The 23,571-nt window shown below is 44.9% G+C and carries 22 protein-coding genes and 1 pseudogene; 16 read left to right on the top strand and 7 right to left on the bottom strand.

Going from position 1 to position 23,571, the window contains the following annotated elements; all coding sequences use genetic code 11:
- The first annotated feature begins 28 nt into the window (after nt 1-28).
- Nucleotides 29-604 carry a hypothetical protein gene (locus BLQ13_RS01455; RefSeq protein WP_090915220.1) on the top strand — a complete coding sequence of 192 codons (576 nt, stop codon included), beginning with the start codon at nt 29-31 and terminating at the stop codon, nt 602-604.
- Nucleotides 605-788: 184 nt separating this feature from the next.
- A complete protein-coding gene (locus BLQ13_RS01450; protein ID WP_090915217.1) occupies nt 789-1,766 on the top strand; it encodes a diaminopimelate dehydrogenase in 978 nt (325 codons plus the stop codon).
- An 84-nt stretch (nt 1,767-1,850) separates the two neighbouring features.
- Here the strand turns inward: BLQ13_RS01450 and BLQ13_RS01445 are convergent, their stop codons facing one another.
- Entirely contained in the window at nt 1,851-2,705 is an 855-nt protein-coding gene (locus BLQ13_RS01445) for a pentapeptide repeat-containing protein (RefSeq protein WP_090915215.1), read from the bottom strand.
- 176 nt (nt 2,706-2,881) lie between these two features.
- On the opposite strand from BLQ13_RS01445, the gene BLQ13_RS01440 reads away from it, so the two are divergent.
- Nucleotides 2,882-3,343, top strand: a complete 462-nt coding sequence (locus BLQ13_RS01440) for a GNAT family N-acetyltransferase (RefSeq protein ID WP_090915213.1) — start codon at nt 2,882-2,884, stop codon at nt 3,341-3,343.
- 113 nt (nt 3,344-3,456) lie between these two features.
- On the opposite strand, the gene gdhA is transcribed toward BLQ13_RS01440, so the two are convergent.
- A complete protein-coding gene (gdhA, locus tag BLQ13_RS01435) occupies nt 3,457-4,845 on the bottom strand; it encodes an NADP-specific glutamate dehydrogenase (protein ID WP_418792660.1) in 1,389 nt (462 codons plus the stop codon).
- Between the two features lie 390 nt (nt 4,846-5,235).
- Between gdhA and BLQ13_RS01430 the strand changes: the two genes are divergently transcribed.
- The 5 genes from BLQ13_RS01430 (at nt 5,236) to BLQ13_RS01410 (ending at nt 9,439) form a co-directional block, all read left to right on the top strand.
- The gene (locus BLQ13_RS01430; RefSeq protein ID WP_090915211.1) at nt 5,236-5,763 is read left to right on the top strand and encodes a GreA/GreB family elongation factor; all 528 of its coding nucleotides are present in this window, start codon (nt 5,236-5,238) and stop codon (nt 5,761-5,763) included.
- Entirely contained in the window at nt 5,753-6,259 is a 507-nt protein-coding gene (locus BLQ13_RS01425; RefSeq protein WP_186809605.1) for a cation:proton antiporter regulatory subunit, read from the top strand. The genes BLQ13_RS01430 and BLQ13_RS01425 overlap by 11 nt, the downstream gene beginning before the upstream one ends.
- Nucleotides 6,260-6,262: 3 nt before the next feature.
- Nucleotides 6,263-7,468, top strand: coding sequence for a cation:proton antiporter (locus BLQ13_RS01420; protein ID WP_090915209.1), 1,206 nt, complete (start codon nt 6,263-6,265; stop codon nt 7,466-7,468).
- Between the two features lie 214 nt (nt 7,469-7,682).
- A complete protein-coding gene (gene exlX, locus BLQ13_RS01415; protein WP_090915207.1) occupies nt 7,683-8,399 on the top strand; it encodes an expansin ExlX in 717 nt (238 codons plus the stop codon).
- Between the two features lie 173 nt (nt 8,400-8,572).
- Complete coding sequence (locus BLQ13_RS01410) at nt 8,573-9,439, top strand: alpha/beta hydrolase (protein WP_244159173.1); 867 nt, start codon at nt 8,573-8,575, stop codon at nt 9,437-9,439.
- 91 nt (nt 9,440-9,530) lie between these two features.
- Here BLQ13_RS01410 and BLQ13_RS01405 read toward each other — a convergent pair whose 3' ends face one another.
- Nucleotides 9,531-10,397 (bottom strand): PhzF family phenazine biosynthesis protein, encoded by an 867-nt coding sequence (locus BLQ13_RS01405; RefSeq protein WP_420848888.1) that lies wholly within the window; start codon nt 10,395-10,397, stop codon nt 9,531-9,533.
- Nucleotides 10,398-10,617: 220 nt separating this feature from the next.
- Between BLQ13_RS01405 and BLQ13_RS01400 the strand changes: the two genes are divergently transcribed.
- Nucleotides 10,618-11,544, top strand: coding sequence for an NADP-dependent oxidoreductase (locus BLQ13_RS01400; RefSeq protein WP_167375609.1), 927 nt, complete (start codon nt 10,618-10,620; stop codon nt 11,542-11,544).
- 815 nt (nt 11,545-12,359) lie between these two features.
- Nucleotides 12,360-12,797 carry a hypothetical protein gene (locus BLQ13_RS01395; RefSeq protein WP_090915201.1) on the top strand — a complete coding sequence of 146 codons (438 nt, stop codon included), beginning with the start codon at nt 12,360-12,362 and terminating at the stop codon, nt 12,795-12,797.
- Between the two features lie 76 nt (nt 12,798-12,873).
- On the opposite strand, the pseudogene BLQ13_RS01390 reads toward BLQ13_RS01395, so the two are convergent.
- Nucleotides 12,874-13,743: pseudogene (locus tag BLQ13_RS01390) on the bottom strand (IS3 family transposase); the annotation flags it as partial.
- A gap of 170 nt (nt 13,744-13,913) precedes the next feature.
- Between BLQ13_RS01390 and BLQ13_RS01385 the strand changes: the two are divergent.
- Nucleotides 13,914-14,651 carry a cyclase family protein gene (locus BLQ13_RS01385; protein WP_090915199.1) on the top strand — a complete coding sequence of 246 codons (738 nt, stop codon included), beginning with the start codon at nt 13,914-13,916 and terminating at the stop codon, nt 14,649-14,651.
- 102 nt (nt 14,652-14,753) lie between these two features.
- Here the strand turns inward: BLQ13_RS01385 and BLQ13_RS01380 are convergent, their stop codons facing one another.
- Nucleotides 14,754-14,954 (bottom strand): hypothetical protein, encoded by a 201-nt coding sequence (locus tag BLQ13_RS01380; RefSeq protein WP_090915197.1) that lies wholly within the window; start codon nt 14,952-14,954, stop codon nt 14,754-14,756.
- 205 nt (nt 14,955-15,159) lie between these two features.
- Here BLQ13_RS01380 and BLQ13_RS01375 point away from each other — a divergent pair, with 205 nt between their 5' ends.
- The 5 genes from BLQ13_RS01375 (at nt 15,160) to BLQ13_RS01355 (ending at nt 19,887) form a co-directional block, all read left to right on the top strand.
- Entirely contained in the window at nt 15,160-15,648 is a 489-nt protein-coding gene (locus BLQ13_RS01375; protein WP_090915194.1) for a hypothetical protein, read from the top strand.
- Nucleotides 15,649-15,799: 151 nt separating this feature from the next.
- Nucleotides 15,800-17,002, top strand: a complete 1,203-nt coding sequence (locus BLQ13_RS01370; protein ID WP_208606739.1) for an MFS transporter — start codon at nt 15,800-15,802, stop codon at nt 17,000-17,002.
- 229 nt (nt 17,003-17,231) lie between these two features.
- Nucleotides 17,232-18,239, top strand: a complete 1,008-nt coding sequence (locus tag BLQ13_RS01365) for an ROK family protein (protein ID WP_090915190.1) — start codon at nt 17,232-17,234, stop codon at nt 18,237-18,239.
- 182 nt (nt 18,240-18,421) lie between these two features.
- Nucleotides 18,422-19,225, top strand: a complete 804-nt coding sequence (locus BLQ13_RS01360; RefSeq protein WP_090915188.1) for an HAD-IIB family hydrolase — start codon at nt 18,422-18,424, stop codon at nt 19,223-19,225.
- A gap of 23 nt (nt 19,226-19,248) precedes the next feature.
- Complete coding sequence (locus tag BLQ13_RS01355) at nt 19,249-19,887, top strand: sugar O-acetyltransferase (RefSeq protein WP_090915186.1); 639 nt, start codon at nt 19,249-19,251, stop codon at nt 19,885-19,887.
- A 66-nt stretch (nt 19,888-19,953) separates the two neighbouring features.
- On the opposite strand, the gene BLQ13_RS01350 is transcribed toward BLQ13_RS01355, so the two are convergent.
- Complete coding sequence (locus tag BLQ13_RS01350) at nt 19,954-21,774, bottom strand: ABC transporter substrate-binding protein (protein ID WP_090915184.1); 1,821 nt, start codon at nt 21,772-21,774, stop codon at nt 19,954-19,956.
- A 281-nt stretch (nt 21,775-22,055) separates the two neighbouring features.
- Nucleotides 22,056-23,570, bottom strand: coding sequence for an ABC transporter permease (locus BLQ13_RS01345; RefSeq protein WP_090915182.1), 1,515 nt, complete (start codon nt 23,568-23,570; stop codon nt 22,056-22,058).
- Nucleotide 23,571: the final 1 nt, after the last annotated feature.

Below are 23,571 nucleotides of genomic sequence, written 5' to 3'. Positions count from 1 at the left end.
AATAAAACAACTAGAAGGAGTGATTTTAATGGCGAAAAAGAAAAAAGTTTTGCTGGCCTGCGCTGCGCTGGCTATGATGGTGGCTTTAAGTGCGTGCAGCAGTGCTGCTGACGAGCCCAAAGGTGAATCTGAGAAGGTAAATAGTGAAGCAACATCTGGAACCGCTGAGCCAGCTGTCACAGAAAACACAAGCGAAGCAGCGACAGGTACAGATATAGGAGCCGCATCCACGCCGGCCACTTCGGAATCCTCCGCAAGTAAAGATGAAAGTAGTGCGGCGGAAGGCATGCCGGAATACTTGCCTAAAGATTTCCCGTTACCGGACGATGCCAAGATTACGACAGCGACTTCCGGAGAGACTGAAGGGAAGAAATCGGCAATGATGATTTTTACTACGGAACAGGACATGAAGACGGTATCGAAGCTGTACAAGGATTATTTTACAGAGAAGAAACTGACAGACTCCGGACAGCTGATTGATGAGAAAAATATTGTTATTCAAGGGACTGACCCGGATACGAAGCAGGAATGGTCTATGATCGGTGGAGCACTGGCGAGTCAGGAAGGTGTCGTTGAACTCACGTTAACCTGGTCTGAGTCGTAAAATCAAAATAGAATCTTTATTCATGAACTTGTTTATTTACCCACACCTTGTGGTGGTACAGCGTTAAAGCTGTCCCTCTGCAAGGTATTTTTGATTTACATCTGGAAACCTGACAAGTTACATGTTATGTTATATCCTTAGATAGACTTATAGACAAAAGATTCAGACAGGGAGAGGATTAAACATGATTAAAGTTGGTATCGTAGGTTACGGTAACTTGGGTAAAGGTGTCGAAAAAGCAATTACCCAGAATGATGATCTAGAGCTGGTTGCTGTATTTACACGTCGTAATCCAGAGCAAATGGTGGCTGAAGGTACAGAAGTTCGCTTTGAGCATATCTCTGCGGCTGAGCAGTACATAGGCAAAATCGATGTCATGATCTTGTGCGGTGGTTCTGCGACGGATTTGCCGGAGCAGACACCTGTAATCGCTAAGCTGTTTAATACGGTAGATAGCTTTGATACTCACGCAAAGATTCCTGAGTTCTTTGAAGCTGTAAATGCGGCGGCTGAGCAAGGTGGACATGTAAGCGTGATCTCAACAGGCTGGGACCCAGGCTTGTTCTCGATGAATCGTCTTCTCGCGCAATCTATTCTGCCGGAAGGGAAAGAGTATACATTCTGGGGCAAAGGGGTTAGTCAGGGTCACTCCGATGCTATTCGTCGTGTACCTGGCGTGAAAGCGGGCGTGCAGTATACGGTTCCTGTAGAAGAAGTGATTGACCGCATTCGTTCAGGTGAAACACCAGAATTGTCCACACGTGAGAAACATCTGCGTCAGTGTTATGTGGTAGCAGAAGAGGGTGCGAACCAGGATGAGATTCGTGAAACAATTGTGAATATGCCTAACTATTTCTCGGACTACGATACGACAGTTACCTTCATCAGTGAAGAAGAATTGAAATCCGAGCATGCAGGTATGCCACATGGTGGCTTCGTTATTCGCAGTGGAATTACAGGTAACGGACAAAAACAAATTATCGAATTTGGTCTGAAGCTCGACAGCAATCCAGAGTTCACCGCAAGTGTACTTGTGGCATATGCACGTGCGGCGCAGCGTTTGAGCAAAGAAGGACACAAAGGCGCGAAGACGGTATTTGATATCCCGCTGGGTCACCTTTCTCCAAAATCCGCTGCGGATCTCCGTCGTGATCTGCTGTAATCTTAGTTAGTTCGGTAAAATAGTCTTAGAAAAATAGCTAGTCCTTCGGTGGAAGGACTAGCTATTTTTCATTGTGCGCGTTTTTTAGCGCCAATGGGAGGGTTTACTCAAATGGTCAGGTAGCAAGGTATCCGCACTTCCCATAGCAGCGTTCAGCTGAGACTGTGTCAGGAAAATTCCGCCGCGTAGATCGGCTCCCCCAAGATCTGTATCCCGCAAGTCTGCACCAATCCAATCGGCGTTTCGTACATCGGCGTTACGCAGGTTCGCCGCAATCATAAGCGCGCCCCGGAAGCTTGTACCTCTTAGGTCTACTCCTTGCAAGTTAGCCCCCAGAAAATCCATTCCACTGCGTTTCTTGCCTTTGGGTTTTCCTTTTGCTTTTGTTGTTGCTGGAGCACTGCTACGTACGATCTCACTAGCCTGAATCAGCAGGGTATTCACATTTGCTCGATGGCTCGTGATGTCCAACTGTAGCAGAGCTGCCGGTTCGAGATCACTCAGACGCGCTACATCAGGATAGGCCTTTTCCAGTGAGGCATGCAGCGAAGACGTATCGGGCCGCATCATAACCTCTCTCATATAACTGATCAGCTCATGAATTTGACGTAGTACAGGCAGGCAATCATACATTTCACGTGCCGTTTCGGGATGGGTACGCCAGCTTCTGTCCTCATACGTCACTTGTGATAGCTTCTGACCTGCACCAAAACAGTCATACACGGTGCAACCTTTGAAGCCCTTCTGTCGGAGCTGGGTGTGGATACCACATCGGTAGTCCTCCCGCAGATTGGGACAAGGTGTACCGCTGGACTTGTCAAAAGCAAAGTCAGAGGATTTGCCATAAGGCAAGGCCACGCAACATAATCCGTAACACTGCTCGCAGTCTGCTTGCAGATGAGGATGTTCAATGTGGTTTAAAGAATGGTTAGACAACATACACACTTCCTTATCATAATAAGAACCTGCTGATCTCAATTGTAACGATAAAATCATGTCATTTTCACTTTACCATTGTAAGGAAGTCACTTCAATGAAATGCATTATGTTAAAATATGAAAAGAGTATTATGAGTAAGAGAACATGGGATTGACCACGAATGGAGGTAGCAGAACATGGATGAATTCAAGATACGTCAAGCTACCCAGGAAGATCAGGAGCAGCTGGCTAATTTACGGGCCTTGGTGCTGTATGATGATTTGACGCGTTTAGGGCGCTATGATGAGATTCGGGTGAGGGAGCGTTTCCGCAATACGTTCCAGCCGGAACATACACAAGTGTTGGAACTGGAAGATACGTTAATTGGATGTGTGTCATTAAAACCGGGAGATGGAGAGTTTTTGCTAGAGCACTTCTACATTGATCCAGACTATCAGGGCAGGAAACTAGGCACAAAGGTGCTTAACATGTTGCTCGAACAGGAATCAGTCAAGGGCAGACGTGTGACGTTAAACGTGTTGCAAGGAAGTCCAGCGAAGCGTTTATACGAACGATTTGGGTTTACAGTGGATGATGAAGATGAAGTAGATGTGTTCATGTCTAGAGATTATCAAGGGATCGGGATCTCCAATAGTTAAGTATATTGCACGATAAAAAAAGAAGCCTCTTCTCTACAAGGCCGCTAGGCGACCGTGCATGAGAAGGTAAGGCTTCTTTTTGTATGAATCATTTAAAAATGCGGTGAAAAAAATTACACGACGCCTTGGGCAATCATCGAATCGGCTACTTTGAGGAAACCAGCAATGTTTGCTCCAGCAAGCAAGTTGCCTTCGCAGCCGTATTCTTCAGCTGCTTCTACGCAGCTTTTATAAATATTTTTCATAATGTCATGCAGTTTGGCATCGACTTCTTCAAATGTCCAGGACAACCGCATGCTGTTCTGTGACATTTCAAGAGCGGACACGGCTACACCGCCGGCGTTCGCAGCTTTTGCAGGGCCAAACAGCACGTTAGCACCAAGGAATACATCAATGGCAGCCAGAGTGGACGGCATATTCGCTCCTTCACCAATGGCTTTGACACCGCCTTGAACCAGAAGGTTTGCCGCTTGCTCGTCGATTTCGTTCTGTGTTGCACACGGCAGCGCGATATCACACGGAATAGACCAGATACCCTCAAAACCTTCGGTGTACGTTGCATGCGGGTGTTCTTTGACGTATTCGCTGATCCGCAGACGCTCAACCTCTTTCAGACGTTTTACCGTATCCAGGTTAATGCCTTGCGGATCATGTATGTAACCGCCGGAGTCGCTGCATGCTACAACGCGAGCACCAAGCTCCTGCGCCTTCTCGATAGCATAGATGGATACATTGCCGGAACCGGAGACAACAACGGTGCTGTCCTTGAAGCTAAGTCCTTTGGATGCAAGCATTTCATTAACGAAGTATACGCAGCCATATCCCGTTGCTTCTTTACGTGCGAGACTTCCACCATACAACAGACCTTTGCCAGTCAGTACACCTGCTTCATGTCCGCCACGAATTCGTTTGTACTGACCAAACATGTAACCGATCTCCCGAGCGCCTACACCAATATCACCCGCAGGTACGTCAGCGTCCGGACCGATGTATTTGTACAGCTCTGTCATGAAACTTTGCGTGAAACGCATGATTTCCTGATCCGATTTTCCTTTTGGATCAAAGTCAGAACCGCCTTTACCGCCGCCGATTGGCAGGCCAGTCAGTGCATTTTTGAAAATTTGCTCAAAGCCCAAAAATTTGATGATGCCCGAGTATACCGATGGGTGGAAACGAAGTCCGCCTTTGTAGGGGCCAATCGCGCTGTTGAATTGTACACGGAAACCGCGATTCACCTGAACTTTACCTTGATCATCGACCCAAGGCACACGGAACGTGATAACCCGTTCCGGCTCAACAAGTTGCTCTAGCAGACTGTGGTTTCTGTATTTGGGATGTGCTTCGATGACGGGGATCAGTGAATCCAGGATTTCCTTAACAGCCTGATGGAATTCATTCTCGTTCGGGTTTCTTGCGATAACTGATTCATAGACGGAATGAACATATGCTGCGGCAGTAGTAACTTGAGATGACGTTGAACTTTCTTTAGTAATCGTGGACACTTTTTCAATGCACTCCTTTATCGTGTTAAAGTCTGTAGATACCTATTTGTACAATTTGCATAAAAGTTTGTAGTTAAATATACAGGAAAGGAAATAAAAATACGAGACAAAAATCCATAAAATGTTTTTTATGAGGCAATTAAAATGTTCTATAGATCTATCATTAAATGTAAAGAATATCGTGAAATGTTGGATAATATACCCAAAGTATAGAATTAAAACCCAAGTTAGCGGAATTGATTGGATTAATAATTTCATTTTGGTAAGATGGTAAAAAGGGCTCGTAATTCGGGCTCTTTTATTATAAGAAGGAGGACAACAGGATGATGATGGGTAACAACAAGCGAATCAACGTGGAGAACAAGGCATGTATAGGAGGTGAGATCTACTATGAACCGTAGGACTCCACTTGACAATTGCAGAGAAATGCTGGTGAGTCAGCTGTTGACCCTGGGCGAAGAGAAAAGAACTTTTCTTGACGCTTATTTTGACGTGCGTAATCCCGAGCGTATACTGCTGGATAAACAATTAACAGCCTATACAGACCGAGTAGAGCGATTACTTGCTGGTCCGGATGAGCTGTTAAGTTCCGTTGTGCTGATTGGTAGTCAGATCGAACTGGAATATGTCGATTTTCATACATCGGATAAGTTAACGATTGTTATGCCAGAGGAAGCAGACCCGGACGAAGGACAGATTTCATTCCTTTCTCCTGTGGGACGTCAACTGCTTCTGGGGAACAAAGGCGAAATGAGAGCCATCTCTACCCCTTCGGGTGACATGAAAATACGTATAGCAGACATTCAATGGGCTTTTGAACAAAGCTCAGAGCTGGTGCAGGAGCTTGAGCAGGCTGATGAGGCGAAACCAAATCCGCTGCAAGGCTTGACTCAGGGAGGTGCAAATCATGCACTTTAAAGAAACGGATCTGCCAGGCATTGGACGTAAATACTGGCTGCATACTCGCAGCGGGGAGCATCTTGTCATCGTGGTTCATAATGATGAGCGGCGTGATTTATTCCATATGGAATCTGGAGATCAAGCGGAAGATCTTGGAGATATGGTCTCTCTTGTAACCCTTGACGATGATGAGGCAAGAGCCGTAGCTGCTATAGTCGGTGGCATGACGTATAAACCTCAGTTCCAGAACGAACGGGAAGTTATGCTGGAAGGGTTGCTGATTGAGTGGCTACGCATCGAACCCCATGCGGCGTGCATCGGGAAGACGATTGGAGAGATGAACATCCGTCAGGTTACCGGTGTGGCGATCCTGGCGGCTGTTGACAAAGAGAAACAGAAACAATTCAACCCCGGGCCAGAGTATGTGTTCACCAGTGGGGCGACAATTGTTGTTGCTGGTGAACGTGACCAGCTTAAGCAGCTCAAACAATGGTTGACCGATGGGCGGATGTAGCGTATGGATATGCTCATATTTGAAGTGGGGGTTGCCATTGCGCTGATTACACTTACGGGATTAATATCTGCACGACTACGATTTTCGGTTATTCCATTTTACATTCTGGTCGGTATGGCCGTTGGACCGCATGCACCACAGTTTGGCATTGTGGATTTACGATTTATCGAAAGCTCGTCTTTTATTGAATTTATGGGCAGGCTGGGTATTTTATTTTTATTGTTTTATCTGGGATTGGAATTTTCGGTCTCCCGGTTATTAAAATCGGGGAAAGCCATCCTCACCGGTGGCATATTCTATGTGGCTCTCAATTTTGTCTCAGGTTTGCTGCTGGGCTGGTTCATGAATCTGCCACTACAGGAAACGATGGTCGTATGCGGGATCATGACCAGTTCGTCGACGGCTATCGTTGCCAAAGTGCTCGTGGATTTGAAACGTACCGCGAATCCAGAGACAGAAATTATTATGGGCATGATTATGTTTGATGACTTGTTTATTGCCATTCATATTTCGATTTTGACTGGACTTGTGCTTAGCGGAGCAACTTCATTTGGAAGTGTCCTGCTGGTATCTCTCTCGGCTTTGCTGTTTATTGTACTGTTCCTGATTATTGGCAGGAAGAGTATTAAATATATTGATAAAGCATTGAACATTAAGTCCTCGGAGTTATTCCTGCTTACGATTATGACATTGCTCTTCCTCGTAGCAGGATTCTCGGAAACCTTACATGTGGCAGAGGCTATCGGTGCGTTGATGATCGGCCTTGTGCTTGGGGAATCCAGACATGTTGGCCGAATTGAGCAGCAGATTATGCCGTTCAAAGACTTTTTTGGTGCCCTGTTTTTCTTCAGCTTTGGCCTGACCATTGAGCCATCCTCCCTCGGTGGAGCTGTAGGGATGACACTGATTGCCGTCGTGCTGACGATTCTGAGTAACTTCGGTGCAGGCATGATTGCAGGAAAAATGGCTGGAGTATCGAACAAGGCCTCGTTAAATGTGGGCTTTACCCTGGTATCTCGGGGCGAGTTCTCGATCATCATGGCGAACATCGGCAAGGCTGGAGGTCTGATGGCATCCATTCAATCCTTCGCTGTGTTATACGTGTTGATTCTGGCTGTCCTTGGGCCTATTCTGACGAAAGAATCTCCTCGCCTCTATGCGAGGTATGAACGATTCCGAAATCGGGAGAAACGCAAGGAAACTGGATAAGGGTTAGAGAAGCGCGTCGCACGTTGCTGGAGAATGAATGTTCTCCCAAGTGCGGCGCTTTTTTATGCGATATAAAGCAGGACTTTAGATGTGATTTTTCGAAAATATATTTAAATATTTTAAAAATTATGTAAAATAATGTTATTCGTTGTCTGTGACAAGGAAGAGCTATATTTTAGAATCACAGCCAAAATGATAGGGAGGGAATAACACAATGAGCAAGAAAAGTAGATTCCAGCGTTTCAGAAGGTCTGCCACAGGTATACTGCTCGGTCTTATTTTGTTCGCTTTACCTGCATCTGCTGCTTGGAATGATACATATCAAGGGTATGCAACATACACGGGCTCGGGATACTCGGGCGGTGCTGTATTGCTGGATCCGATTCCAGCAGACATGAAGATTACCGCGCTCAATCCATACCAGCTTAATTATAATGGTGTCAAAGCTGCTTTAGCCGGAGCCTATCTGGAAGTACAGGGGCCCAAAGGGAAAACCGTGGTATATGTAACCGATTTATATCCGGAAGGAGCTAGTGGAGCTCTAGATCTCTCACCGAATGCGTTCAACCAGATTGGAGATCCCAAAGCAGGGAAGATCAATATCAGCTGGAAAGTGGTCAAAGCTCCGATCAAAGGGAACGTATCTTATCGGATCAAGGAAGGTAGCAGTCAGTGGTGGGCAGCCATTCAAGTCCGTCATCATAAATATCCGGTGCTGAAGTTTGAAGTGAAGCAGAAGAACGGCTCATGGCTTAATCTCGAAAAACAGGATTATAACCATTTCCTTGGCACGGGATTAGGTAAGGAACAATTAAGTATTCGGATCACCGATATCCGTGGTAAAGTGGTGTATGATTCCATTCCGGCTCTGCCAAACGATGGATCAGGCGGTGCATATATCGTACCGGGTAACGTGCAGTTCCCGGATTAAATGAAGTGTGGCATCAAAATAAGTATGATCGTGGATGAGTCTTAAAGTCGTACATCGTACGGCTTTTTTGATGTAGAAAAAGGAGCGTACATATGCGAAAAAGCTTGCCTTCTTATAGAACAACACATTTATATTGGAAGCAATATCAGTCATTTTTTCCCGAAGGAGTCAGGTTGGATGTAAACAACTGCCCGGAGGAGGAGTGGTGGGAAAGCCATGGAATCCATCTTCACATTGACCGTTTACTCGTGCCAGAATCACCTATCAAAATAATGTTTATTCATGGTGCCGGGGGGAATGGCAGGTTACTCGCTCCCTATGCACGAATGCTACAGCAACATGGATACGAGGTGATATCACCTGATCTGCCGCCGTACGGTCTAAGCTACGCACTGCACGGCACGCGGATGAACTATGAGTTATGGATTACGCTGTTAGATGCCCTTATGGAGAGGGAGTATGAAAAAGATGGCAAACCTTTCGTTGTATTGGGGAGTAGCATTGGAGGCATGTTGGCCTATCATGTCAGTGCAAGGAACAAACAAGTGAAGGGATTAATTGCAACAACCTTTGTAGATACGAGTGATCCACATATGCGTGATCAGATTGCTCCGAATCAGTTCGTCAGTCGTGCAGGTAAACGTATGATGGATCTTTTCCCTGGTGTATTAGATGCTGTACGAATCTCGGTTAAACGGGTTTCTCGAATGGATCTGATTACGAACAACAAGGACCTGACCCGTCTCATTATGAATGATCCACAGGCGGCGGCCACGTCTGTTCCTCTGGAATTATTAAGAACTTTCCTGAATAAAACGCCAGAAGTGAGCCCTGATCAATTCAGTCAGTGCCCGGTTTTGCTAGTTCATCCTGAGATAGACCCGATGACTCCCTTACACTTCAGTCAACCCTTTTTTGATCGTCTGACCGTGGAGAAGGAGTGTGTAATTTTGGAGGGAGCAGGTCATTTTCCGATAGAGCAACCGGGTTTGAGGCAATTGGAAGAAGCGGTTTTAAGATTTTTGCGAAAAATTCATTAGCTTTCATAACGTGCCCTGATTTATGGAATGAAGGATATGATATTGCATGAAATACATAGTTCACTATGCTTATTACGGATAACACCTCCCTTTAAGGGAGGTGAATGATAATGTTTTTGATATGAATTGCGCTACCGCCAACCTGAATCTGAGTAATTTTATTGAAGCTGTCCAAAGTTAATCTGGCTCGGATCTCGGAGGGACAGTTCATAGTGTACCCCTGTCTAATTGTGTACGTGTGATGAAGAGGAGCTGTGAGCTGGTTGTAAAGATACAAATAACAGAGCATGGCGCCATTGGATGTGCCCGTTGCGCTCTCTTCCGGTATATCATACAGTGGTGCAAAATTACGACATTCTGTCAAAACGTCCATAACATTTGATTCGAGTGTAAATACGTGATAACCGATGGCATGATGAGCCCTGCTTATTTCTGTGATACGCTGGAAGTCAGGATCAATTTTGGTTAGAACATCAATATCTTTAACGGCTATCATGATATCTGGTAGTCCGGTGGACACAATCTGTACAGGCAGTTCAGAATGCAATTCTTCTGTAGAAATACGTAACGAATCGGCAATCTGCTGTCGATCGACAATCTCCCCAAACTCCGGCAACGTCTGAGACAGATAGACTTCTCCATTGACTTCAATAACGACTTTAAGAATTCCGGCTAGTGTCTCCAGTGTATATGTACCAACATCAACGAGATGCTGTGTCTTCATTAGATAAAATAAAGCAATCGTGGCATGCCCGCAGAGATCAACTTCGTCACTTGGAGTGAAGAAACGCACTTTGAAATCAGCCTGATCCGATGGCATAACAAACGCAGTCTCGGAAAATCCGACTTGTCTGGCAACCTCCTGCATCTGGGATTCAGACAAATGCGCTGCTTGTAAAACAACCCCTGCGGGATTTCCACCAAGAGCTTTGTCCGAAAATGCATGTAATGTATTCACTTCAACCTCCATATGGTTACCTCGCTTCTTCAATTTTTGGATTAAGTAATGGACTAAGGTTTAACATAATCGATAATCGACATTATATCACGATTGTTGAACTGTATAGGAATCCCGGATTGTTATGAATTTTGAATGAATAGGTCAAGTGACCAATGGGAAGGGGTAATGAATGGAGAGATAGCATAATGATAATCTAATGGAAAGGCTGGGATCTTTAATGAAAGCTATTGTCATTGAAGCATTTGGCGGACCCGAACAATTGAAGGAACAAGAAGTAGCCAAGCCATCATGTGGAGTCAATCAGGTGCTTATCCGAACACATGCCACATCAGTCAATCCGGTGGATTTCAAAATCAGACAAGGTCACTTGAAAGAAGCTGCGGATCAGTTGCCGATGATTCTGGGCGGCGATGTTGCAGGAACTGTGGCTGAAGTAGGTTCGAATGTCACGCGGTTCAGAGAAGGTGATCGGGTATTCGCCCGCCCACGTCAATTCGGAACCTACGCGGAATATGTTGCTGTAGATGCAGATATCGTTGCTCGCATTCCCGAGCAACTCAGCTTTGAGGAAGCAGCAGCGATTCCACTCGCCGCGATGACAGCTTGGCAGGCGCTGGTCGATCATGGTCGTTTGGGCAAAGGGCAAAAGGTGCTCATACATGCCGGTGCTGGTGGAGTAGGCACATATGCCATTCAAATTGCCAAATCGTTGGGCGCTGAAGTGGCTTCCACGGCGAGTGCAGCAAACGAAGAACTGCTCCGCTCGTTGGGTGTGGATCATTTCATTAATTATAAAGAACAGGATTTCTCACAGATCCTCTCAGACTACGATGTTGTCCTGGATACGATGGGTGGTGACATCCAGCGAGACAGCTTCAAGGTGTTAAAATCTGGAGGACGTCTCGTATCTCTTGTACAACAGCCGGATGAACAACTGGCGAAGGAAGCTGGCGTGACGGGTAACGTGTTCATGATGGAGCCGAAGGGAGATCAACTGGAACAGTTGGCCGAACTTGCGGCTGCGGGAAAACTGAAATCAATCATTGATGAGACGTATCCGCTCACGGAGCAAGGTTTGCGCGATGCTCATGAAAAAAGTGAATCCCACCATACACGGGGCAAACTGATCATTATTGCGGATTAGTCTGGAAAGGGTGATTGTAACTTGAGAGGTCGAGGATGTGGGCCCGATTGATTGAACAAATCAATCGATTTAATGAATGACTTTTGTTGACCTACCCTAAAATTCAATCAGAAAATTAAACGCCGTTCTCCAAAAAGGAGAGCGGCTTTTTTGTCTTTCTTGTTTGGTTATATGCAGTTTGCGGAGTTTGACAAAGATCAATGTAATATGGTGGGTAAATATTCTTCAGCGAAGATGGACACTCGGACTGTGAATAAGAGTATTTCTGAAAAAACAGGCTGTATTAATCATGCCAAATGAATTGTTTGATAAAATTGGTTAGGTAACAATGGTATTTGCACACGGCATGTGGTCACAAAAATGAGATCGAGACCAGAGCTGCTCGTAGAACTGAGAGTTACATTGAGCTAATATGACGACATCTATGAGGATTGGGACGAGAGGGCGAATGATTGTCTTAAGCCAGAGCGGCTCAACCCCTTAATATTGTTCTGAGATGTGATTAAAAGGCGATGCCATTAGGAGACGGAAATTGAACCCTTTCTTCTTAATAATGGTACTGAGCTTGAGGCTTGAAGTTTTTTTGTTAATCCTCTTTGTAAGATATGGTTTTCTAACTTTAGATCATGAATCCAAGGGATATCATCTTTAATAAAGTGCTATATTTTAGTCGTAAATAGATAATTAGTAGGGGTGAGAGGGATGTCACCCACAATTAGATCTTATGCAGCAATTTTTCTATATTGCTTATCAACGAAGCTATGTAATAAGATTAATGATGTGTTTAAATCTCAAATTTGAAGGAGATAGGAATCATGTTAGTTATTGTCATTCTATTATTTCTTTTTTTTGCACCAACTCTAGGTATATTTATCGCCTATGGTTTTGGTTCTTTACTCCTATTGAGTATTCCTATTATGCTTCTTTTATGCGGTGTAGCTGGCCTTATACTATGGCCAATCAATAAGTATTTTGATAATCCTAACAATGAGCGTAAATATCGAGCGTGGGTTGATTCTTTATTCGCGAAAAGCGATGCGAAGAGAAGACGAGAAACAGGTGATGTTACAACTGAAGAAACTAATGCTGTCATTCAATACTTTGATGAACACCGCTCATTTAAAGCCTGCCCTACATATTTGTCACTCTCACCTCCGCAGAAGCAGACCATGCTTAAGCATATGTATTCGTATAATTCTTATAGTGTCATGGTTATAGCTAAAGATTCAGAGCGAGTATCTCAGCCTAGATAAAGGTTTGAGACGATCATGGTTCAGATTCAACCGTTTTATAATGAAGTGATCCCGTAAAGTTAGACAGATTACATTTTTAAGCAACTTGTTGGGCATGAATCCCGTACCGTACCGGACTCATGCCTTTTAGTTTTGCCTTAATGCGTTTGTTGTTGTAATAATCGATTTATTTGGATAGTTCTTGTTTAAAATGCGAGATATTTTCAAATGGCTTTAAATACAAAAACTCGGATTTCATGATGCCAAAGAAGTTCTCCATGACGGCGTTATCGCAGCAGTTCCCTTTACGAGATATACTTAGCGTAATGCCACGTTTTTCAAGGGCATGACGATAAGGTCTCATCTGGTAGTGCCAGCCTTGATCTGAATGGATAAGGAGTTTATCTTCTTTTGTTAAACTGCAAAATGCTTGATCTAACATCGTGGAAATAAGCGAGTAGACCGGTCTTGAACCCATCGTATATGTAATAATTTCTCCGTTATACAGATCAAGTATGGGAGATAAATATAGTTTTCCTCCGAACAATTTAAACTCTGTAATGTCCGTAACCCACTTCTCGTTTGGCCTCTCAGCGTAGAAATTGCGTTCTAATAGGTTCTGGGCAATCTTGCCAATTGTCCCTTTATACGAACGATATTTCTTCACACGTACCAAACATTTTAATCCCAATACTTTCATCAAACGCTGTACCTTTTTATGATTCACACGGTGTCCACGATTGGTTAACTCATCGCGAATACGACGATAACCATAGCGCCCCTAATGCTCCTTATAAATCGCTTGTATCATGTCTTTTAGCTCTAAATCCTTGTCTACCGTACCAAACGCTTTTATGACGTAATAATACGTGCTACGAGGGATATCTGCTAGCTGTAGAAATGCTTTCACTGAAAATTCATTCCTTAGTTCATAGACTACTTGAGCTTTGTCTTGTTTGGTGAACTTGTGCAGGAGAAATTGTCTTGAATAATCGCTGCAAAGATGTAATCAATATTGTACCGTTGATCTTGCGACAATTGTACCTTCTAACAAATTAAATCAGCTTCTTCACCAATGTGCAGCGTTGAGATATAATAGTGGGAAATTGTTTCCATTCTGTATATGAGGTGAAACGGATGAACAATGAACTTATGCAAGCCATTCAGCTGTTGAAAGAAAAGAAATGGGTAGATCTGACTCATACCTTCGGTCCGGCATCGCCGCATTTCTCTGCCTTTGATGCTGCGGAGTTTGATACCCTGTTTAACCACGATCAAGGTTTCTTCGCTCAAAGCTTCAAGTTCCCGGGCCAGTACGGCACCCATCTGGATGCACCGATTCATTTTGTTCGTGATACACGTTACTTGGATGAACTAGGACTTAAAGAACTAGTGTTACCGCTCGTTGTAATCGATCAGTCTGTTGAAGTGAAGAACAATCCCGATTTTACCTTGGAAGTGGAGCATATCCTCGAATTCGAGCGGGAGCATGGCAAGATTGAAGCAGGCAGCTTCGTAGCTCTGCGAACCGATTGGAGTAAACGCTGGCCGAATCATGAAGACTTTGACAATAAGGATGCCGATGAGAACAGCCATGCACCCGGATGGTCTGTTGCGGCCCTGACGTTCCTGTTCGAAGAACGCAATATTCAAGCGATCGGTCACGAAACGTTTGATACAGATGCCGCGGTAGATTATCAGAAGAACGGTGCCTTGTTAGCGGAGTATTATGTGCTCGCACAGGACACATATCAGGTAGAATTGTTAACAAATCTGGATCAGGTTCCCGCTAAAGGAGCCGTCATCTTCAATATCGTTCCGAAAGCGGAGAAAGCATCAGGATTCCCGGTGCGCTCGTTTGCTATTCTGCCTTAAAGTTCTACAGACCAAAACGTAAGTGCAAGCGGCTATAACATTGAAAAATATGTAGTGAATCAAAGGAGGCTTAACAAGCCTCCTTCTTTGGTTGAATTCTATCTATTTATGACTTGAAGAGGTATCAGAGCTAAATCGCTCAGAGATGTTTTTTTTCGTCTTTCGCCGCCGCATCCATCGCTTTAGCAAACCTTCCTCTTTGCGTTCCTGTAATGTTTCCTTCATGCCCTGAATCATGAACTCGGAGCGGCGTCTGTCGTCGCGGCTGATCTTACGTAATTCCTTGATAAATTTGTCGTCCATCGTATTATGCCTCGCTCATTCAGTGTATAAAACCATTATACCGAACATACGTTCTTTTATCAAGTTTTACCATATAATGAATTGCATTAACCCTACCCGTGAAAATAAGCACAGGTTTATTCGTCTATTTGTGAGAAGATGGCACAGTAAGTCCATTTATTTCAGTGGCCTGTGCAAATTGAGAATACGAAGGGAGCGGTTCGCAATGACAGATCGATCAGAAAACTCAGGAAATTCAGGAAACTCAAACAACTCAGATAAATCATATCTTCTTGCAGCGATGCATGGCTTGCTGGGGCTTGGAGCAGTGATTGGGGGGTTCATGCTGATCTTAGATCCGTCGGGGAAAATGTTGAATATGCCTGTTTCTCTACTGGAACGCTCTCCTTTTTCCGATTTTTTAATTCCTGGAATGATCTTGTTACTGGTCCTTGGTTTATTCCCTATCGTTATTTGCATTGCTCTCCTGAGAAGAATTCATTGGACATTAGTGGAAAAGTTAAATCTTTACCCTAAACGCTACTGGGCGTGGACGTTTTCCTTGTATACGAGTTATGCTCTGCTCATCTGGATCATCGTGCAACTGTACATTATTCAAACTGTTTCCCTCATTCATTTGTTCTATTTTGCCTGGGGACTGGGTATTCAGATGGTTACTTTACTGCCTGACATACAACGAAGATACAGCATATAATCAGAGGATAAGGCGGTGCTTTGTCTAAATGATGAGGTTTATTTTTCATATTGACAAGGAGATGTGATGTCTGCATACTTACAATATACACTTTATAAAGTATATTTATTAAGTTATGAAAAGTATTCGCATCTTGAGAGGAGGAATGCCGTTGGCAACCTGGTTTTTATTGATCATCTATTTGGCATTTATCAGTTTGGGACTCCCGGATTCTTTGCTCGGTTCTGCATGGCCGGTCATATGGCCAGAGATTGGCTCCTCGGTTGGAGCAGCAGGTCTTGTATCCATGATTGTTGCAGCTGGAACGATCGTCTCCAGTCTCGCAAGCGGTTGGATGATCCGCAAGCTGGGTACAGGAAACATTACATTACTTAGTTGTTTGCTCACTGCCGTTTCTCTGCTTGGATTTTCCATGGCTCCCTCCCTGGTCTGGTTTATTATGCTGGCTATTCCGCTGGGACTGGGTGCGGGTGCGGTAGATGCGGCGTTGAATCATTATGTGGCAGAACATTACGGGGCTCACCATATGAACTGGCTGCATTGCTTCTGGGGTGTAGGTGCAACAACGGGACCGTTCATCATGGCTGCTTCTATTGCAGGTCAGCACTCCTGGAGAGGTGGGTACGCAGCCGTTGCCGTTATTCAATTTAGTCTGGTCATTGTGCTCCTACTTACTTTGCCATTGTGGAAACGAGTGGCGGCGACCCGCCAGACTCCGAATCTGCTGGACAGCAGAGCGGTGGATGAAGCGGACGAGACCTTAACGACAAAGCTCCTGAATATAAAAGGGGTTAAACCTACACTTTTGGCTTTTCTGTTCTATTGTGGGGTTGAAATGACTGTTGGACTCTGGGGGGCTAGTTATCTTGTCGGTACAAGAAATGTTTCGGCAGAAGTGGCTGCAGGATGGGTTTCGCTCTATTATGCGGGGATCACATTCGGAAGGCTCATTACAGGCTTTATTACCTTAAAGGTATCTAACCTGCTGCTCATCCGCTACGGTCAATGGACCACCATTATCGGTGGAATTGTCCTATTGCTGCCCTTGTCTTCCGGGTTTGCTGCTGGCGGTTTGGTACTGATCGGCCTCGGATTGGCTCCAATCTATCCTGGACTTTTGCATGAAACCCCCACCCGTTTCGGTAAAGGAAGTGCAGCTAGACTGATGGGTTATCAGATGGCAGTTGCTTATACAGGCACCACATTGCTTCCGCCGCTTTTTGGATTGCTGGCATCGAAAGCAGGAACGGCTTCTTTTCCGATTGTTGTGCTTGTACTACTTGTTCTTATGCTGGTTTGTGCAGAAATTGTCAATCGATTAGTCGTGAGACCACAACAATTACACAAGAATTAAGGAGGAGAGAAAGATGGCTTATTTAATTATGGCTGTTGTCATCTGGGCAGGTGTTTACGCGAACATGGCTTTGTCCAAACAGTCGATGGACGTACAACCTGTACGATCTATAGATGACCTGTTTGAATGAGCATTATGTGCAAAGCAATGTATAATGTTATGATATGGAGTACGATAACATGAATACGATTGCTTTGGTCTTTTGAACCAGAGTGGAAACGAGAGGGTTATGAAAAAGGCAAACGCTACAATGATGAAACACATCAATATGAATAATGTGCGTGAAGTCATGCAGCAACAGGAAACCGCAACGAAACCGCAGCTTGCTTCATTAACGAATCTTAGTGTAGTTACCATTAACGCTCTAATTCAGGAGTTATGTGATGGCGGAGAGCTGATTCAAGATCAAATCGTTCCCTCGAACGGTGGTCGCCCTGCTCAAGCATACCGATACAATTACAATTATAGACTTGCGTTGGTTTTATCCATGAAAGAAATGAAAGGTCAGGGGTTAATCTCGGCCACGGTAATCAATCTCGAGAATGAGATTGTGCTGAAGGAAGAGAACATGCTACCTGTTTTTGATAAACAGCATGTGCTGCAACTTATAGCACGTTTCATTGCGGCACATCCTTCCATCCATATGATCGGAATAGGTATCCCGGGTCAGGCTGTCGACGGGGATATCACGGTAAGTAGCCATGACGAGCTTATTCATTCCCATCTGATTCGGGAGATTGAGCGTGAATTCCAGTTACCTGTAATTGTCGAGAATGATGTCAATGCAGCGGTTAGCGGCTACTACACACAACATATGCATACAAAGGGGCAGGATGTAGCGGGCATTTATTTTCCAAATCGTTACCCGCCTGGTATGGGCATGGTGCTGAACGGACAAATCATCCGTGGTAAAAACGGGATGTTCGGTGAGATCAAGTATCTTCCATACTCACCCGACTGGAAACAGGAGATGAGCAACGAAGACTATACGGGTCATGTGTGCCGGATTCTACAAACGGTTAATGCGGTTGTTGCCCCTCATCAGATTGTCATCTATCAGGAGCGAGTGGAGACAGAGGTGCTCGACTCGGCGTGGAGACAATATGTAAAGGAGCATATGATGCCGACACTGCCTGAGATTGTATACCAGAACTCGTTCCAGGATGACTTTGATGCAGGGTTGAGAGGTGTGGTTCTTCAAGCTTTGAAATACTCCATATTATCTGAAGTCTTATGATCCGCAGGACGAGTTCTGTGGATTTTTTTGCTGACATGAGTACACGACTTTCTTCGGAAATTTCTTCTTGACATGGAACCAGTTACACGGGATACGATTCTATTATGGCAAAGAGAACTTTCTGCACACTTTATAAATATTGTTTATAAACATCTCTTATCAATCAACTGGAGGGACACATCATGATTAAACTGGTTGTAACCGATTTGGACGGAACTTTTCTAAACAGTAAAGGATCATTTGATATGGAGTTATTCAACGAAGTTCATGAGGGGATGAAACGTAAAGGCATTACTTTTGTAGCTTGTACCGGGAAGCAGTGCGAACGCGTGGAGAAATTATTCGGCCAACATGGCAGAGGTGTTTGGATTCTTGGAGACAGTGCGGCCAGAATCAAGAAGGATGGGCAGGTGGTTCGGGAGTTTAGCATGGAGCCTGCACTAGCATTGCAAGCTATTCAGGAAATTCAGTTATTTGATTCCCAAATGACCATCATCGTTTGTGCAAGTGATGCCGCTTATGTGCATTCTTCCATATCGGATGAGATGTATGACGTTGTGAAAGGCTCGTATGAGCAGGTCATCAAAACGGACTCTTTTGCAGGTATCAGCACTTCTTTTATTAAAATTACGGTATTCGATACCCAAGGTCGTTGCACAGCATTACGAAAACATGTGGAGCACACGATGGAAGGACAAATCTATATTGTTGATTCTGAGCCAAGGTGGCTTGATATTACGGCACTGCACACACACAAAGGTGAAACGGTCAAAACATTGCAGGAGATGCTGGGCGTAACTTCACGTGAAACGATGTCCTTCGGTGATGGAGAAAATGATGTGGAACTGATGGCTGTAGCGAATTACAGTTTTGCCGTGAGTAATGCATGCGAGAATACCAAACGTGCCGCGCAATTCATAACGAAATCCAATGATGAAAATGGTGTATTGCGAACGATACAGGCGATCATGGATTTGCAGGAATAATCTATAGATGAGGGGGAATCGCGATGCGTGAAGAAGAGAGAATTATGAAGGGCATGTTATTCAGTCCGGCTGATCCGGAACTGAAGGACATAAAAAGAAAAGCTCATCATCTCAGTCAGCGTTATAGCCAAACCTTTGAAGAACAAACGGAGGAAAGACAGCAAATCGTACAACAGTTACTGGGGGAAATAGGGGAAGGCGGATTTATGCAGGGCCCGATTTTCTTTCACTATGGGGTGCATACCCGGATCGGCCATCACTTTTTTGCGAATTACAATCTGACCATACAGGATGATACACAAGTGACGATTGGAGACTACACCAGCTTTGGTCCCAATGTTACGATCGTTACGCCTGTTCACCCTTTGATTGCGAGTGAACGGAGGCAGATGCTGAATCAACATGGTGAGCTGAAATCACTCTGTTATGCCAAACCGGTTACCATCGGTAATGATGTGTGGTTGTCCGCGAATGTGACAGTATGCGGCGGCGTCACGATTGGAGACGGATGTGTCATTGGGGCAGGGAGCGTGGTTACACGTGACATTCCACCGCATTCGCTTGCAGCTGGTGTACCGTGTAGAGTGATCCGCAGCATTACAGAAGCGGATAGCATGAGGCATTATCCAGACATTTTGGCCGATTGCCAAGTGCCGGAATGATAAGGAAAAAGGCTGTCACCGATGGATCTGCATGATCCTGGTGACAGCCTTTTGTGTTCAGGTGGTTTATTTTGACGCGTTATACTTGCTCAGGAAATCTTTCACTTTGGCTGGATCAGCCTTAAGTTCATTCCCGGTTTGTACAAGTGGGCTTACGGTGGAGTAAGCTTTCAGTTTGTTGTTTTTGTAGAATTGCAGAATCTCATCCTGATTGATGGAGTACAGCACTGCTTTTCTCAGATCACTGCTCTTGGCCACTTCACGATTGGCTGTGTTAAACAGCAGATAGGATACGGCATTACTTGGAATGCTTTGCAAGTGCAATTTGCTGTCATTCTGGATAATGTCGTATTTCGTCTCAGGTACACCGTAATACAGGTGGATTTCACTGCTGCGAAGCGCAGAGAGAGCACTGTCAGCATCGGCAATGAAGCGTACGTTTACCTGATCAATCTTGCCTGCGAAGTCGGAACCTTTGCGGTATCCCGGGTTTTTCAGGAAGACGCCTTCGTAGTCATTTTTATAAGAGAGGATATAAGGGCCGCTTGTATAAAGTGTGTTGTTATAGTTGGCACCCTCGGTCACGGTGTTCTGATCGCCATAAGGGATATCCTTGTTCACATCGAAGGATGCGACATCATACGTATTGATGCTTTCGACTTGTTTCTTGGATACGATCCCGGCCGATTGGTGTGCTAGATAGTTCAGCACTTGCGGGAACGGTTCAGTTGTCGTTACTTTAACCACTTGGTATTTGCCTGCACCGTTATTAGCCTGTTTTTTGTCGCTAACCAGTTCCTTGATATCGCTGTCGAGTCCTTGATTCAGAGCTTCCAGCACGGTTCCGCTACCCCCGGATTGTTTCACTGACTCCAGTGCGCTCAGGTCTGTAACGAGCTCCGCTTGTTTGATATGTTCATGCAGACTGTACGTGCGGTGATCCGGAACGGAATCTTTATTTTTGGCACGGTCGAGGGAGAAGATGACATCATCTGCACCTACACGCTCTCCGGTATCGACAGCCTTTTTGTTTTCGATTTTAGCAAAGTTGATATCATCACGAAGGACAAAATAATACTCGGAATTGCCATCTGCAATCGTGAAATTACGTGAAAGCGATCCATCCGCTGTCAGCTGATCGTCATCCGTCAGATTCACCAAACGCACATACATATTGGTATTGAGTTGGTTGATGGAACCGTCGTTTCCTTTGATCGGATCAAGGGAAGTCAGTACAGATGCTGTTTGTGTCAGAATCAACGGATCTTTACTGTTTTTGGAGCTGTCCTTGAACTCAATCGGTTCCCACGCCATGGCACGGGATTTGGACAGACGAACGGTATCGACATTCAGAATGTCCTTGTTCACCGCCTGACTTTTCAGAGAAATATACAGCGGAGCGATGTACGCCTGATCTGTAACCAAACGGTCTTCCAACTTTTTATACGTTTCTTTGTACTCATCAGGTGTCTGCGTAGCGGCCTGATCGATTAATTTATCGATCTCTTGATCCGCCAGAATGCTGTAATCCCCGCCTGTTTTGAAAAGAGAGCGAACCGCATAGTCCGGATTGCCCGTTACCGTTGTCCAGCTGGACAATGCGATATCATAGTTGCCAGCGTCCTGCTGGGACTTAAAGCTTCCGTAATCCGGTTGCAGATTCAGCTTTACATTGAAGCCGTTTTTGGTCAGCTGATCACGGATGATGTTGACATCATTCTCGGAAGAACTCATGGCAAGCAATTCAATGTCAACCGCTTTTGATGTGGTCTCTGTTGTATCGGAAGGTTGGTTCTGCTCCTGCGATTCGGTTTTGGTTTTCACATTGCAGCCGGAGATCACCAGCACGAGAATCAGCAGCAAGGCGACAAGTGTACGTTTTTTCATGAGAATACCTCCATTTTGTTAATAGATGTGATGTATCGATTTTTTTTTTTTTTGAACTATTTCATTTACACAAAAACGGAGAGGACAGAAAAAACCTGGAAAAACGGAGTGCTCGCCTAAAAGCTTTCTGTAAGAAAGCTACTTCGGAAGCATACGCTTATCACCGGATTTTTCCCTTTAAAAAAGGGAATCAAAAAATCTGGGGATAACAGCGATTGGAAGGTTATTCTGTCATCGGAGTGCTCCGTGTAAACCTTTAGTTCAACTTAATAAATCCATCGTCACGCCTTCTCAAGCTTGGGATCAAGCGCATCCCGCAGTCCGTCACCGAGAAAGTTAAACGAAAGAACAAGCAAAATAATCGCCAGCCCCGGATAAATCGCTAGATACGAATGAGTCTCCAGATAGGTGCTTCCCAGCTTCAGAATGTTGCCCCATTCCGGAATATGTGGTTCTACACCCAGCCCGAGATAACTCAAACTGCTGGTTGCAATGACAGCTCCACCAATCGTCAGCGTGGATTTGATAATCATCGGTGCGAGCGAGTTGGGAATGATGTGTTTGAAAATAATCGTACGATTGGTGTATCCCAAGGCACGCGCCGCCTCGACAAACTCAAAGGTAGATACATAAAGTACACTGGCCCGCATCGTTCGGGCATACGTTGGAATGGAGCCCAGGCTTAATGCGATGATCAAATTCACGGTGTTGGCACCAAAAGCTGCAATGATCGCGATGGCGAGCAAGATTCCCGGAATGGCGTACAGAATATCCAGCAGTCGCATGATGATGTTATCCGTATGTCTTCCGTAGAAACCCGAGAAGGCACCCAGCACACCGCCAATCACAACCGGAATCAGAGTTGACATAAAACCGACGATCAAGGAAATCCGTGCACCAAACACGATTCGGGAAAATAGACATCGACCGAAATCATCCGTTCCTAGCGGATAGGCCAGAGAAGGTGACTTAAGCAGGGCCGAATAATTATTTTCCACCGCCATGCTGTAGTCGAAGGTGAAGAAACTGCAGATGGAGATCGAGAACAGGAAGATGATGAAAAAGAGTCCGGACATCGCGGTCATATTGGGAGCAAGGCGCTCCCACAGATCATTCCAGAAATTCGTTCCATGTTTCCCTTGTCTGCTGAGCCGGCGAAGGATCGAGATCCCCAGCAGCAACGCGAAAACGTTGCCCGTAATTACGCTAACGATCATCACTGCACCTACAACCATCATCCAGCGAGGCAGAGGAGAAGTTGCATCATACCTTGATACAATGATCAATACGATCAAATCAATGACGAGAATACATAACAACGCCGCCATCGAAGGCAAAAAGGTATCCGCAACATAAGGCTTGAACACATTCAGAGCCGATACACCGATCACAAATAACTGGATTAACAGTGCGTATACAGCAAATGTATATTCAATACTTTTTCGTTTTCGAATCAGGTGGAAGGCAGCCGTTACAATGAAAATATTACCTGTCAAAGCAGCCAGCAACTGTACCCATGCGAGTCTACGTGTCAGAACACGTATAACCCCGCGCTGTATTAAATCCTGTCTGATCCGAATAAGAAGCAGACTCTGAATGAGGGTGAAGAATAGATAAATGCCGGCCACTCCAGCTATAAATGGCTTGAACGCCTGCCCGCTCCAGTCATAACTGTTCAACAACAATAACAGAGTCAGCAGAACCGAAGTGATCCATGCGAAGCTGGCTTGACTGTATTCTTGCGAAGACTTGAGCCGAAAACGCATTTCCTGTGTAAGGGAGCTTGATTTTGTCATA

It is taken from the genome of Paenibacillus polysaccharolyticus, from assembly GCF_900102085.1.
Classification (GTDB): domain Bacteria; phylum Bacillota; class Bacilli; order Paenibacillales; family Paenibacillaceae; genus Paenibacillus; species Paenibacillus polysaccharolyticus.
Note: the sequence above shows the minus strand (reverse complement) of the source record. Positions and strands in the feature narration are given on the sequence as shown.